This window comes from Modestobacter sp. I12A-02662, from assembly GCF_041028325.1.
In the GTDB taxonomy this organism is placed as follows: domain Bacteria; phylum Actinomycetota; class Actinomycetes; order Mycobacteriales; family Geodermatophilaceae; genus Modestobacter.
In genome coordinates this window covers 365,794-378,560 of record NZ_JABGDE010000006.1, presented here as the reverse complement: position 1 = coordinate 378,560, position 12,767 = coordinate 365,794, and the positions used below count along the sequence as shown (strand labels likewise).

Sequence of the window (12,767 nt, the reverse complement as noted above, 5' to 3'; positions counted from 1 at the left end):
GGGTCCGAACGACCCCGACTTCACCTGAGAAAGGACCCCGCTGCCCCCGCCTCTCGCACGCTCGCGGCGGGACCCTGCAGCGGGGGCCGAACGGCCCCTTCCGTGGACGCCCCGTCGGCTTCGGCCGGCGGGGCGTCCGGCGTTCCGGGGGCCTGCCGGCCGGTCGCGGGCGGTCGGGCACGATGACGGCGTGACCGACCGCGCCGCCTTCCCCGCGTCCAGCGACCCCCGGGCCGGAGTGGACGCCGAGGCCCTGCTCACCGTCACCGGCGAGGACCACCCCGGCGTGACCGCCGCCCTGTTCGCCGCGCTGAACGCCACCGGGCCCGCTCCGCTGGAGGTGCTCGACGTCGAGCAGGTCGTGGTGCACGGCCAGCTGGTGCTGGGCGTCGTCGTCCGGGAGGTGGGCGGTGCCGGGGACCTGGTGGCCCGGCTGGGCCCGCTGGCGGCCGAGGTCGCCAGGGTCACCGACATGACCGTGACGGTGGCCGAGGTGGACACCGGGGGCGCGTCGCCGAGCGTCGCGCGGCACCACGTCATCGTGCTGGGCCGGCCGGTCCCGCCCACCGCGGTGGCGGGCGCGGCCCGGGCCATCGCCGGGGTCGGCGGCAACATCGAGGCGATCCGCCGGCTGTCCGACTACCCGGTCACCAGCTTCGAGCTGACCGTCTCCGGCGCCGGGTCCACGGCGCTGCGCAGCGCGCTCGGCACGGTCGCCGCGGAGACCGGGACCGACATCGCCGTCGAGGCGGTGGGCCTCGCCCGGCGGAGCAAGCGCCTCATCGTGCTGGACGTGGACTCCACGCTGGTGCGCGGCGAGGTGATCGACGAGCTCGCCGCCCGGGCCGGCCGGGCGGCGGAGGTCGCCCGGATCACGGCGGCGGCCATGAACGGCGAGCTGGACTTCGAGCAGTCGCTGCGGGCCCGGGTGGCCGTGCTGGCGGGGCTTCCGGTCGGCGTGCTCGACGAGGTGCGGGAGCACCTGGTGCTCACGCCGGGTGCGCGCACGCTGATCCGCACGCTGCAGCGGCTGGGCTTCCGGTGCGGGATCGTCAGTGGTGGGTTCACCCAGATCACCGACCAGCTCGCCGACGCCCTCGGGCTGGACTTCGCCGCCGCGAACACCCTGGAGGTCGCCGACGGCAAGCTCACCGGCGGGCTGGTCGGTGAGGTGGTCGACCGCGCGGGCAAGGCGCGGGCGCTGGCCCGGTTCGCCGCGGAGCACGGCATCCCGCTGGAGCAGACGGTGGCGGTCGGCGACGGCGCCAACGACCTGGACATGCTGAACGCGGCGGGCCTGGGCATCGCCTTCAACGCCAAGCCGGTGGTCCGGGAGCAGGCGCACGCGGCGCTCAACCAGCCGTACCTGGACGCCGTGCTCCAGGTGCTCGGGTTCACCCGCGAGGTCGTGCTGGACGCTGCACCCGCCGAGGTCGCCTCCCCGGTGTGACCTCCGGGCTCATCCCCGGCGGACCGCGCCCTCCAGCTGCACGCCGGCGGCCCGCAGCTGCTCGAGCGCTGCCTCCACGGTCCCGTCGGCCACCCCAGCCGTGAGGTCCAGCAGCACCCGGGTCCGGAACCCCGCGGCCACCGCGTCCAGGGCGGTGGCGCGCACGCAGTGGTCGGTGGCGATGCCGACGACGTCGACGTCCTCGATGCCGTGCCCGCGGAGCCAGTCGGCCAGCGGGACGCCGTCGCTGGTGCCCTCGAACCCGGAGTAGGCCGCCGCGTACTCGCCCTTGTCGAACACCGCCTCGATCGGCCGCCGGTCCAGGTGGGGGTGCAGCTCGACGCCCGGCGTCCCGACGACGCAGTGCGCGGGCCAGGTCTCCAGGAAGTCCGGCTGCTCGGCGAAGTGGCCGCCCGGGTCGACGTGGTGGTCGCGGGTGGCCACCACGTGGTCGTACCCGGCCGATGCCGCGTGGGAGCTGATCGCCCGCGCCACCGCCTCACCGCCGGCCACGGCGAGGCTGCCCCCCTCGCAGAAGTCGTTCTGCACGTCCACGACGACCAGGGCTCGGCTCATTCGCCCATCCTGCCCGGTGACCATCAGGGGGTCACGATCTCCACCGCGCAGTCGCCGCGCGACAGCGCCCAGGCCTCGGGGGGCAGGGCGGCGCGGACCCGCTCGTGGTGGGCGCGGGCCTCCACGAGGGCCTGGACCGGCGTGGCGTCGGCGAGCACCCGGCCGCCCTCGACGAGCGGGACGACGAGCTCCCGGTCGCCGTCCTCCGGCGCGATGGCCCCGCTGCTGATCACCTCGGCCACCGCCGTGCCGTGCTCGTCGTGCCGGCGGACGGCGCGCTTGCGGCCGCCCACGGAGTGCTTGCCCTCGGCGCGCTTCGCCACCGGGACGCCGTCACGCTCGACCAGCTTGTAGACCATGCCCATCGTGGGGGCGCCGGAGCCGGTGACCAGCGAGGTGCCGACGCCGTAGCCGTTGACCGGCGCGGCCATCAGCCCGGCGATGGCGTACTCGTCGAGGTCGCTGGTCACGATGATCCGGGTCCCCGTCGCGCCGAGCTCGTCGAGCAGCTCCCGCGCGTGGGCGGCGAGCGTGGGCAGGTCACCGGAGTCGAGCCGGACGCCGCCGAGCTCCGGGCCGGCCACCTCCACCGCCGTCCGGATGCCCTGGTCGACGTCGTAGGTGTCGACGAGCAGCGTGGTCCCCTTGCCGAGGACGGCGACCTGGGCGCGGAACGCCGCCTCCTCCTCGTCGTGCAGCAGCGTGAACGCGTGGGCGCTCGTGCCCGTCGTCGGCACCCCGTAGCGCCGGCCCGCCTCGAGGTTGGACGTCGAGGCGAAGCCGGCCAGGTAGGCGGCCCGGGCCGAGGCCACCGCCGCCTCCTCGTGCGTGCGCCGGGAGCCCATCTCGATGCACGGCCGCCCGCAGGCCGCGCCCACCATGCGGGCCGCGGCCGAGGCGATCGCGCTGTCGTGGTTGAGGACCGACAGGACGAGCGTCTCCAGCAGCACCCCCTCGGCGAAGGGCGCGCGGACGGTCAGCACCGGGGAGCCCGGGAAGTACAGCTCGCCCTCCGCGTAGCCCTCGATGTCGCCGCTGAAGGTGAAGTCGGCCAGCCAGTCGAGCAGCCGCGGATCGGTGAGGCCCTGCTCGCGCAGGGTGGCCAGCTCGACGTCGCCGAAGCGGAACCGGGGGAGGGCCTCGAGCAGCCGGGAGGTGCCGGCGAGCACGCCGTAGCGGCGGCCGTGCGGCAGGCGGCGGGCGAAGGCCTCGAAGACGCAGTCCCGGTCCGCGGTGCCGTCGGCCAGGGCGGCGGCGATCATCGTCAGCTCGTACCGGTCGGTGAGCAGCGCGGGGTGCAGTGGCGGCGCATCGGGAGTGGCCATGATCGGCAGCGTAGGGCGGGAGGCGGCGTGCCGGCCCGCCGACCGCCTAGAGTGATCGCGTGGCCGGACCGCTCGCGCCCGAACGGGCGCCCGACACGACGACGGACGAGGAGTTCGACCTCGATCGGCCGTGGGTGACGGTCGTCTGGGACGACCCGGTCAACCTCATGACGTACGTGACCTTCGTGCTGCAGGAGCTCTTCGGTTACGACGAGCCGACCGCCACCCAGCTCATGCTGCAGGTCCACCACGAGGGCAAGGCGATCGTCAGCTCGGGCCCGCGGGAGCGCATGGAGCACGACACCAACCGGCTGCACGCTTACGGGCTGTGGGCCACCTACCAGAGGGACACGTGAGCGCAGCAGCCTCGCGAACGCGGCCGACGAGCGCCGGCGAGGGGGTCCGGTGAGACCGTTCCGCCGCCGCGGCGAGGAGGTCGTCGCCCGGCTGGTCGACGCCGAGGCCGACATCGTCACGCTGCTCCTCGACCAGCTGGAGCAGCTGCTGACCGCCGATCGCGCCGACACCGGCGGCGACCCGGTCGTGGAGCGGCTGTTCCCCGCCGGGCACGCCGGCGACCCCGAGGTCGCCGCGGACTACCGGGAGCTGACCGAGGACGGGCTGCGCACCGGCAAGGCCGCGGACCTCGCGACCGTGCGGGCCACCCTGCCGCCCGACGGCGGGGAGGTGCGGCTGGACCCCGAGCAGGCGCGGGCGTGGCTGCGGACCACCAACGACCTGCGGCTGGCGCTGGGCACCCGCCTCGGCATCACCGCGGAGACCGAGCCGCCGGACGACCCGAGCAGCGACGAGGGTCAGCAGCTCGCCGTCTACTACTGGCTCACCGCGGTCCAGGGCTCGCTCGTCGACGCCTTGGCGGGCGGACGAGGCGGCCGATGGTGAGCACCACGAGGGTGGCCACGAGCAGGTCGGCGACGAAGAAGACGTAGACCAGGCTCGGGACGTCCACGCCCTTGACCAGTCCGCCGATGCAGGACAGCAGGGTGATGCCGGACAGGCCGGCGAGCAGCAGCAGACCGATCAGCCGCCCGAGGACCAGCAGCGCGAGCTCCATCCGCTCGGAGCGCTCGTCGGTGTTCCGCCCGCTCCGGTGGAGCAGCCGGCGGCTGCCGAGGACCAGCGCCGGCACCGGGAGCGCCAGCACCCCGACCACCATCAGCACCTCGACCACCACGGGCGGCGACGCTATCGGAGGGGCCGGAACGGGGGAGGGGCGGTCCGCGCCGGCGGTGCCGCCTAGACTGGGCCCGTGCTGCGCATCGACCGCGCGACCTACGACGCCATCGTGGCCCACGCCCGGGAGGACCACCCGGACGAGGCCTGCGGTGTCGTGGCCGGGCCCGAGGGCAGCGACCGTCCCGAGCGCTTCATCCCGATGCTGAACGCGGCGCGGTCGCCCACGTTCTACGAGTTCGACAGCGCCGACCTGCTCAGGCTGTACCGGGAGATGGACGACCGGGGCGAGGTCCCCGTCGTCATCTACCACTCGCACACCGGCACCGAGGCCCACCCGTCGCGCACCGACATCAACCTCGCCTCCGAGCCCGAGGCCCACTACGTGCTGGTGTCCACCCGTGAGCACGGGTCGCAGACCGGCCTGGCCGGCGACCAGGTCGAGTTCCGCAGCTTCCGCATCGTCGACGGGCAGGTCACCGAGGAGGACGTCGAGGTCGTCGAGTCCTACCTCTTCGGCCACTCGCCGACCGCCGTCGTCTACGACTGACGAAGAACCCTCCCGCCCCCACCGTGAGCAAGCTCGCGGCGGGACCCGGCAGGAGGGCCACCCCGACCGGAATCCCCGGTCGCGGTGCGTCGTTGCCCACTGGCAGACGCACCACCTGACGCGCTGCCGCGCGTGCCCGACCCCCACGACCCGCGAGGAGTTCCCCAGCCATGGCCATCGAGGTCCGGATCCCGACCATCCTGCGCACCCACACCGGCGGCAACAAGACCGTCCAGGGCTCCGGCGACACCCTCGCCGCCCTCATCGACGACCTCGACGCCCAGCACTCGGGCCTGAAGACCCGGCTGGTCACCGAGGAGGGCAAGCTGCACCGCTTCGTGAACGTCTACGTCAACGACGAGGACGTGCGGTTCACCGGTGCGCTGGACACCGCGCTCAAGGACGGCGACTCGGTGACGATCCTCCCCGCCGTCGCCGGCGGCTGCTGACCGGGAGCCCCCCGTCCCGGAACCGCACCTCCCAGGAGACCGCCATGGCCCGCTTCGCCTCGCTCGTCGACTCCCTCGGCAACACCCCGCTGGTCGGGCTGCCGCGGCTGTCGCCCACCCCGGACGTCCGGCTGTGGGCCAAGCTCGAGGACCACAACCCCACCGGTTCGATCAAGGACCGCGCCGCCATCGCGATGATCGAGGCGGCGGAGAAGGAGGGGCAGCTCCAGCCCGGCGACACCATCCTGGAGCCCACCAGCGGCAACACCGGGATCTCGCTGGCCATGGTCGCCCGGCAGCGCGGCTACAAGCTGGTCTGCGTCATGCCGGAGAACACCTCCGTCGAGCGGCGCCAGCTGCTGGAGATGTACGGCGCGCAGATCATCAGCTCCCCGGCGGCCGGTGGCAGCAACCAGGCCGTCGCCGTCGCCAAGGGGCTGGCCGCCGAGCACGACGACTGGGTGATGCTCTACCAGTACGGCAACCCGGCCAACGCCGAGGCCCACTACACGGGGACGGCGCCGGAGATCCTGGCCGACCTGCCGTCGATCACCCACTTCGTCGCGGGCCTGGGCACGACCGGCACGCTGATGGGCTGCTCCCGGTACTTCCGCGAGCACAAGCCCGAGGTCCAGGTGATCGCCGCCGAGCCGCGTTACGGCGAGCTGGTCTACGGGCTGCGCAACATCGACGAGGGCTTCATCCCCGAGCTCTACGACGCCTCGCTGCTGGACTCGCGGTTCAGCGTCGGCCCGGACGACGCCGTCCACCGCACCCGCCAGCTCGTCGAGCGGGAGGGGATCTTCGCCGGCATCTCGACCGGCGCGATCCTGCACGCGGCGCTGGGCATCGCCGACCGGGAGGTCGCCGCCGGCCGCCGGGCGGACATCGTCTTCATCGTCTGCGACGGCGGCTGGAAGTACCTGTCGACCGGGGCCTACGCAGGCACCCTGGAGGAAGCGACCGCCGCGCTGGACGGGCAGCTGTGGGCCTGAGCAAGGACCCCCTTGCCCCCCGCCACTCGCAAGCTCGCGGCGGGTCCCTGCAAGGCGGCCGATCCAGCACGTCACCTGACGGTGGCCTCCTGCTCCCCGCGCGCGGGCTGCTGTTCGACAACGACGGCGTCCTCGTCGACTCCGAGCCCAGCGTGGTCCGCTCCTGGAGCCGCTGGGCGCTGGACCACGACCTGGACCCCGCGGAGGTCATGGCCGCGGTGCCGGGCCGCCGCGCGGCCGACACCGTCGCCCTGTTCGTCAAGCCGGCCCGGATCGACGAGTCGGTCGAGGTCATCAACCGGTACGAGCTGGAGGACGTCGAGGGCACCACCGCCGTGCCCGGCGTCCTGGAGCTGGTGCCGCAGCTGACCGGCGTGCCGTGGGCCGTGGTCACCTCCGGCATCCGGGAGCTCGCCACCGCCCGGCTCCGCGCCGCCGGTGTGCCGCTGCCGGCCGTGATCGTCACCGCCGAGGACGTCCTCGCCGGCAAGCCGGACCCGGAGCCGTACGCCGTCGGCGCCGGGCGGCTGGGGCTCGCACCGGCGGACGTGATCGTGCTGGAGGACAGCGCGAGCGGGATCGCCTCGGGGCTGTCGGCGGGTGCCACGGTGCTCGGCATCGGCGAGCCGGCGCTGGGCACCCCGGCGACGGCCGTCGTCCGCGACCTCACCGGCGCCCGCTGGACCGGCGACGGGCTGGAGCTGCCGCCGGCCGCGCTGCTGCGCCGGCCCTGAACCCGCCTCCCAGCGGAACCCGTCGGAGGGGGCGGTTAGCCTGGCGCGCGTCATGAGCAGCGCTGCCGCAGCCGATGCGCCGATCGGCATCTTCGACTCCGGCGTGGGCGGGCTCACCGTCGCCCGCGCGGTGCTCGACCAGCTGCCGCACGAGTCGGTCCGCTACGTCGGGGACACCGCCCACGGCCCCTACGGGCCGCTGCCGATCGCCGAGGTCCGCCGGCACTCCCTCGCGGTGATGGACGACCTGGTCGCGGCGGGCGTGAAGATGCTGGTCGTGGCCTGCAACTCGGCCAGCGCGGCGTGCCTGCGCGACGCCCGCGAACGCTACGACGTGCCGGTGGTCGAGGTCGTGCTGCCGGCGGTGCGCCGGGCCACCGCCGCCACCCGCAACGGCCGGGTCGGGGTGATCGGCACCCAGGCGACCATCACCAGCGGCGCCTACGAGGACGCCTTCGCCGCCGCGCCGCACATCACGGTCACCAGCGCCGCCTGCCCCAGCTTCGTGGACTTCGTCGAGCGCGGGGTCACCACCGGCCGGCAGCTGGTGGGGCTGGCCCAGTCCTACCTCGACCCGCTGCTGGGCGCCGGTGTGGACACCGTCGTCCTCGGCTGCACCCACTACCCGCTGCTCACCGGCGTGCTCAGCCTCGTCCTGGGGGACGAGGTCACGCTGGTGTCCAGTGCCGAGGAGACGGCGAAGGACGTGTACCGCGTGCTCACCCGCACCGACCTGCTGCGCGACCCGGACGGCCCACCGCCCGCGCACCGCTTCCTGGCCACCGGCGACCCGGCGCCCTTCGCCCGGCTCGGCCGCCGCTTCCTCGGCCCGGAGGTCGACGCGGTGGCGCAGGCAGGGGCGGTGGCGTGAGGCTCACCGTCGTCGGCTGTTCCGGCAGCGCCCCGGGGCCGGCCTCCCCGGCGTCCTGCTACCTGGTGCAGCACGGGGAGTTCTCGCTGCTGCTCGACCTCGGCAACGGGGCGTTCGGCGCGCTGCAGGCGGTGCTCGACCCGGTCGACGTCGACGCCGTCTACCTCTCCCACCTGCACGCCGACCACTGCCTGGACGCCGCGCCCTTCGTGGTGTGGCACCGGTACTCGGGTCGCTCCGACGGCCGGGCGGTGCCGATGTACGCCCCGGTCGGGGCCGACCGGCGGCTGGCCGCTGCCTACGACAGCGACGGCGGGCCCCTCGACGACGTCTTCGACGTGACCCCGATCGGCCCGGGCAGCTGGACGCTCGGCCCGTTCGAGGTGACCACCGCGCGCACGGCGCACCCGATCGAGTGCTACGCGGTGCGGCTCACCGCGGGCGGCCGGTCGCTGGTCTACACCGGCGACACCGGCCCCAGCGACGCGGTCGTCGAGCTGGCCCGCGGAGCCGACCTGCTGCTCGCCGAGGCCGCCCACCCGGACGTGCCCGGGCTGCCCGAGGGGCTGCACCTGACCGGGCGGCAGGCCGGCGAGCACGCGGCCGCCGCCGGCGTGGGCCGGCTGCTGGTCACCCACGTGCCCTCGTGGGTCGACGCCGCGGCCCAGCTGACCGCGGCGCGGGCGGTGTTCCCGGCGGCCGAGCTGGCCCGCCCCGGCGGCGTGTACGAGCTCTAGCGGCGGCGGCAGGAGGGTCCTCCCGGGGTTGCCCGGCGTCGCGGCGCACGGCACGGTGACCCGGTGGCCACCGAGGAGGAACGGGACGGCGTCCGGCTGACCAGCCTGGACTCCCCACTGGGTGACGGGCTCGAGGTCACCAAGCGCGACCTGGTCGACCACCTCGACGCGTTCGCCGACCGGCTGCTGCCGCTGCTGGCCGAGCGGCCGCTGACCATCAAGCGGGTGCGGCCCGGGGCGGCGCCGTTCATCCAGCGCGACGTCCCCAAGGGCGCGCCGGAGTGGGTGCGCACGGTGCCCACCTGGTCCGACCGGGCCCGCCGCGAGGTGCACCAGGTGCTCTGCGACGACCGGCGCACCCTGCTGTGGCTGGCCAACCAGCGGGCCGTCGAGTACCACGTGCCGTTCAGCCGGGTGGGGGAGGAGCAGCCCACCGGGCTGGTGCTCGACCTCGACCCGCCGGACGGCGCCGACTTCGCGGTCGTGGTGCAGGCGGCCCGGCTGGCCCGTCAGGCGCTCACCGGCTCCGGGCTGTCCGGCGCCGTGAAGACCAGCGGCTCGACCGGGCTGCACGTCGTCGTCCCGGTGCACGGCTCCTCGCCCGAGGACGTCGCCGCCGCCACCCGCGCCCTCGCCGCCCGGACCGAGCGGCTGGACCCGGCGGTGGCGACGACCGCGTACGTCCTCACCGAGCGCGGGGACCGGGTCTTCGTCGACTCCACCCGCTCGGGCCGCGGCACGATCGCGGCCGCCTACAGCCCCCGGGTGCGCCCGGGACTGCCGGTGTCCGCGCCGGTCGGCTGGGACGCGCTGGACGACGTCCGGCCCGGGGACGTCACGGTCCGCACCGCGGCGGAGCGGTTCGAGGACGCCGACCCCTGGGCGGCCGCGCTGCCGGAGCCGCAGCTGCTGCCGGACGACCTGGTCGCCGAGGGCCACACGATCCCCATCGCCCGCGTGCAGGCCATGCACGAGGGACGTCGCCGCGCTGCCCGTGCCCGGGCGGCCGAGGGCGGGGAGTGACGTCGAGCGAGCCCCTCGCCGCTACGGCAGGTTCAGCTGCCAGGAGACGCCGAAGCGGTCGTTCACCCAGCCGAAGCGGCGGCTGAAGCCGTAGTCGTCCAGCGGCATGAGGACGCCACCGCCGTCGGAGAGCCCGGCGAACAGCCGGTCGAGCTCGTCGGCCGACGCGACGTCGACGAAGACGGAGAAGGACGGCGTGAAGGTGAAGGCGTGCACCGGAGGGCTGTCGAAGCAGCGGAACACCTGACCGGCGATGGAGAAGGTGGCCTGCTCGACCGTGCCCTCCACGCCCGTGCCGTCCGGCCCGAACCGGGTGAGGGTCAGCAGCTCGGCGTCGTCGAACAGGGACGTGTAGAGCCCGATCGCGCGCTCCGCGTCGCCCGTGAACATCATGAAGGGGGTAACCCGCTCCGGCATGGGGCGCAGGCTAGCCGTGCCCGAGGTCGACGACGCAGAAGAGGTTGTCCTCGGGATCGGCCAGCACCACGAAGTCGGGGTCGGCCGGATACCCGTCCCACGCCACCTGCCGGGCGCCCAGCCCGACCAGGCGCCGCACCTCGGCGGTCTGCTCCGCGGCGTCGGCGACGTGCAGGTCGAGGTGCAGCCGGGGACGCGGCTGCGGCGGCGTCTCGCTGCGCTGCAGCGCCAGCCGGGCCCCGGGTCCGCCGGCGGGCGGGGCCAGCACGTTCGCCCAGCCGCCGAAGCCGCCCTCCACCAGCTCGTAGCCCAGCACCTGCCGCCAGAACCCGACGGCGCGTGGGACGTCGTCCGCCCCGAGCACGACCACACCCAACGTCAGCACACCCCACAGCGTGCCAGGCCGCACACCTGCGCTCGGCCGTCGGTCACGGCTCGCGGGAGGAGAGCCGGGACCGTCCACAGCCCACGACCGAGGGTGCGTCAGCGTTGCCGGCATGACCGATCCGCAGACCACCGCCTGGCTCGATCAGGAGGACGCCCACGTCGCCCAGCTCATCCGTGCGCACCGCTGGATGGTCCAGTACGTCGGACCAGGGATCGGGCCCGAGGACCCACCCTTCGGCTACCCCGTCGGCCTCTTCGGGCTCGGCCACCCCGAACTGGTGGTGATCGGGCTCGGCCACCCGAACACCCACGCCATCCTCCAGCAGGGTGGCCGGGCTGGTCGTCGACGGCCGCGACCTCGTGTCCGGTGAGCTCTCCTCACCTTCCCCGACCGGCCGGACGGTCTCGTCGTGGAGGAGCTGCCCAACCCGGGCGAGGTCCTCTTCGTCGCGAACCGCCACTACGACCGTCCGGCCGAGCTCTCCGTGCCGGCGTTCCAGCTCACCTGGCAGCACCCCGACGGCACGTCCCGTGGGACCTGGCCTACCCGTGCGGCCCGGACTGCCAGCCACGACCGGGTACCTGGCGAGCGTGACATGGCTCCCCGCCGCCAGGGCCGGTGTCAGGCGGGGATCTCGCGCCCGCCCTGCGCCCAGAGCGTGTGGAAGGTGCCGTCCTTGTCCACCCGCCGGTAGGTGTGCGCCCCGAACAGGTCGCGCTGTCCCTGGATCAGCGCGGCCGGCAGCCGCGGCGCGCGCAGCCCGTCGTAGTAGGCGAGCGCGCTGGCGAAGCCCGGCGCAGGGATGCCGTGCCGGGCGGCGCCGATGACGACCTCCCGCCAGCCGTCCTGGCAGTCGGTGACCGCCTCGGTGAAGTACTCGTTGGTGAGCAGGGTGGTGAGGTCGGGCTCGGTGGCGAACGCCTGCCGGATCCGGTCCAGGAAGCGGGCCCGGATGATGCAGCCGTCCCGCCAGATCGCCGCCAGCGCGCCGCGGTCGATGTCCCAGCCGTGCTCCTCGGCACCGGCCGCGATCTGGTCGAAGCCCTGCGAGTAGGCGACCACCTTCGACGCGTACAGGGCCTGGCGGACCGACTCGATGAAGGCGTCCCGGTCCGGGATCTGCCACTCGCCCTTCGGGCCGGGCAGCACCTGCTGCGCGGCCATCCGCTGGTCGACGGCGCCGGAGAGCGCGCGGGCGAACACGGCCTCGGCGATGCCGCTCACCGGCACGCCGAGGTCCAGCGCCGACTGCACGGTCCAGCGGCCGGTGCCCTTCTGCTCGGCCTGGTCGACGACGACGTCGACGAACGGGGTGCCGGTCTCCGCGTCGGTGTGCCGCAGCACCTGGGCGGTGATCTCCACGAGGAAGCTCTCCAGGTCGCCCTCGTCCCAGCTCGCGAACACGTCGCCGATCTCGCCCGGGGTGAGCCCGAGCCCCTGCCGCAGCAGGTCGTAGGCCTCGGCGATCAGCTGCATGTCGGCGTACTCGATGCCGTTGTGCACCATCTTCACGAAGTGGCCGGCGCCGTCGGTGCCGACGTGGGTGCAGCACGGCTCGTCGCCGACCTTCGCCGCGATGGACTCCAGCAGCGGGCCGACCAGCTGGTAGGCCTCCGCGGAGCCGCCGGGCATGATGCTCGGCCCGTTGAGCGCGCCCTCCTCGCCGCCGCTGATCCCGGTGCCGACGAAGTGCAGGCCGCGGGCGGTGAGCGCCGCGGTGCGACGGATGGTGTCGGGGAAGCGGGCGTTCCCGCCGTCCATCACGACGTCGCCCTCGTCGAGCAGCGGCGTGAGCTCGTCGATGACCGCGTCGGTGGCCGCACCGGCCTGCACCATGATGATGATCTTGCGCGGGCGCTGCAGGGTGTCGACGAACTCCTGCATGGTGGTGGTCGGCACGAAGTCGCCCTCGCTGCCGTGCTGCGCGACGAGCGCGTCGGTGCGGCTCTGGGAGCGGTTGTGCAGCACCACCTGGTGCCCGTGCCGGGCGAGGTTGCGGGCGAGGTTCGCCCCCATGACTGCGAGGCCGGTGACGCCGATCTGATCGCTCATGACCGG

The 12,767-nt window shown here is 74.4% G+C and carries 17 protein-coding genes; 11 read left to right on the top strand and 6 right to left on the bottom strand.

The window, feature by feature from the left end; all coding sequences use genetic code 11:
- Positions 1-190: 190 nt before the first annotated feature.
- Positions 191-1,450, top strand: a complete 1,260-nt coding sequence (gene serB, locus HL189_RS11310; protein WP_369133788.1) for a phosphoserine phosphatase SerB — start codon at positions 191-193, stop codon at positions 1,448-1,450.
- A gap of 9 nt (positions 1,451-1,459) precedes the next feature.
- Here serB and HL189_RS11305 read toward each other — a convergent pair whose 3' ends face one another.
- Entirely contained in the window at positions 1,460-2,026 is a 567-nt protein-coding gene (locus HL189_RS11305; RefSeq protein ID WP_369133787.1) for a nicotinamidase, read from the bottom strand.
- 23 nt (positions 2,027-2,049) lie between these two features.
- Positions 2,050-3,351, bottom strand: a complete 1,302-nt coding sequence (locus HL189_RS11300; protein ID WP_369133786.1) for a nicotinate phosphoribosyltransferase — start codon at positions 3,349-3,351, stop codon at positions 2,050-2,052.
- Between the two features lie 59 nt (positions 3,352-3,410).
- On the opposite strand from HL189_RS11300, the gene clpS reads away from it, so the two are divergent.
- Both clpS and HL189_RS11290 read left to right on the top strand, forming a co-directional pair.
- Positions 3,411-3,707: an ATP-dependent Clp protease adapter ClpS gene (clpS, locus tag HL189_RS11295; protein WP_222272929.1), complete on the top strand. Its 297-nt coding sequence runs from the start codon at positions 3,411-3,413 to the stop codon at positions 3,705-3,707.
- Between the two features lie 49 nt (positions 3,708-3,756).
- Positions 3,757-4,254, top strand: a complete 498-nt coding sequence (locus HL189_RS11290; protein ID WP_369133785.1) for a DUF2017 family protein — start codon at positions 3,757-3,759, stop codon at positions 4,252-4,254.
- Here HL189_RS11290 and HL189_RS11285 read toward each other — a convergent pair.
- On the bottom strand, positions 4,193-4,546 hold the full coding sequence (locus HL189_RS11285; protein ID WP_369133784.1) for a hypothetical protein: 354 nt from the start codon (positions 4,544-4,546) through the stop codon (positions 4,193-4,195). The two genes, HL189_RS11290 and HL189_RS11285, sit on opposite strands and share 62 nt — an antisense overlap.
- 75 nt (positions 4,547-4,621) lie before the next feature.
- Here HL189_RS11285 and HL189_RS11280 point away from each other — a divergent pair, with 75 nt between their 5' ends.
- The 7 genes from HL189_RS11280 to HL189_RS11250 all read left to right on the top strand — a co-directional run bounded on the left by HL189_RS11280 (position 4,622) and on the right by HL189_RS11250 (position 9,904).
- Entirely contained in the window at positions 4,622-5,095 is a 474-nt protein-coding gene (locus tag HL189_RS11280; RefSeq protein WP_369133783.1) for a Mov34/MPN/PAD-1 family protein, read from the top strand.
- Positions 5,096-5,265: 170 nt separating this feature from the next.
- Positions 5,266-5,544 carry a MoaD/ThiS family protein gene (locus tag HL189_RS11275; protein ID WP_369133782.1) on the top strand — a complete coding sequence of 93 codons (279 nt, stop codon included), beginning with the start codon at positions 5,266-5,268 and terminating at the stop codon, positions 5,542-5,544.
- Positions 5,545-5,588: 44 nt separating this feature from the next.
- A complete protein-coding gene (locus tag HL189_RS11270) occupies positions 5,589-6,539 on the top strand; it encodes a PLP-dependent cysteine synthase family protein (RefSeq protein WP_369133781.1) in 951 nt (316 codons plus the stop codon).
- The gene (locus tag HL189_RS11265; protein ID WP_369133780.1) at positions 6,530-7,273 is read left to right on the top strand and encodes an HAD-IA family hydrolase; all 744 of its coding nucleotides are present in this window, start codon (positions 6,530-6,532) and stop codon (positions 7,271-7,273) included. Before HL189_RS11270 ends, HL189_RS11265 begins: the two co-directional genes overlap by 10 nt.
- Positions 7,274-7,325: 52 nt before the next feature.
- The gene (murI, locus tag HL189_RS11260; RefSeq protein WP_369133779.1) at positions 7,326-8,144 is read left to right on the top strand and encodes a glutamate racemase; all 819 of its coding nucleotides are present in this window, start codon (positions 7,326-7,328) and stop codon (positions 8,142-8,144) included.
- On the top strand, positions 8,141-8,881 hold the full coding sequence (locus HL189_RS11255) for an MBL fold metallo-hydrolase (protein ID WP_369133778.1): 741 nt from the start codon (positions 8,141-8,143) through the stop codon (positions 8,879-8,881). The genes murI and HL189_RS11255 overlap by 4 nt, the downstream gene beginning before the upstream one ends.
- 63 nt (positions 8,882-8,944) lie before the next feature.
- Positions 8,945-9,904 carry a DNA polymerase domain-containing protein gene (locus HL189_RS11250; RefSeq protein ID WP_369133777.1) on the top strand — a complete coding sequence of 320 codons (960 nt, stop codon included), beginning with the start codon at positions 8,945-8,947 and terminating at the stop codon, positions 9,902-9,904.
- A gap of 21 nt (positions 9,905-9,925) precedes the next feature.
- Here HL189_RS11250 and HL189_RS11245 read toward each other — a convergent pair whose 3' ends face one another.
- Both HL189_RS11245 and HL189_RS11240 read right to left on the bottom strand, forming a co-directional pair.
- Positions 9,926-10,321, bottom strand: coding sequence for a VOC family protein (locus HL189_RS11245; protein ID WP_369133776.1), 396 nt, complete (start codon positions 10,319-10,321; stop codon positions 9,926-9,928).
- Positions 10,322-10,331: 10 nt separating this feature from the next.
- Positions 10,332-10,706 carry a VOC family protein gene (locus HL189_RS11240; protein WP_369133775.1) on the bottom strand — a complete coding sequence of 125 codons (375 nt, stop codon included), beginning with the start codon at positions 10,704-10,706 and terminating at the stop codon, positions 10,332-10,334.
- Positions 10,707-10,818: 112 nt separating this feature from the next.
- Here HL189_RS11240 and HL189_RS11235 point away from each other — a divergent pair, with 112 nt between their 5' ends.
- Positions 10,819-11,079, top strand: coding sequence for a DUF4262 domain-containing protein (locus HL189_RS11235; protein WP_369133774.1), 261 nt, complete (start codon positions 10,819-10,821; stop codon positions 11,077-11,079).
- Positions 11,080-11,330: 251 nt separating this feature from the next.
- Here HL189_RS11235 and gndA read toward each other — a convergent pair whose 3' ends face one another.
- Positions 11,331-12,761 carry an NADP-dependent phosphogluconate dehydrogenase gene (gene gndA, locus HL189_RS11230; RefSeq protein ID WP_369133773.1) on the bottom strand — a complete coding sequence of 477 codons (1,431 nt, stop codon included), beginning with the start codon at positions 12,759-12,761 and terminating at the stop codon, positions 11,331-11,333.
- Between the last annotated feature and the right edge of the window lie 6 nt (positions 12,762-12,767).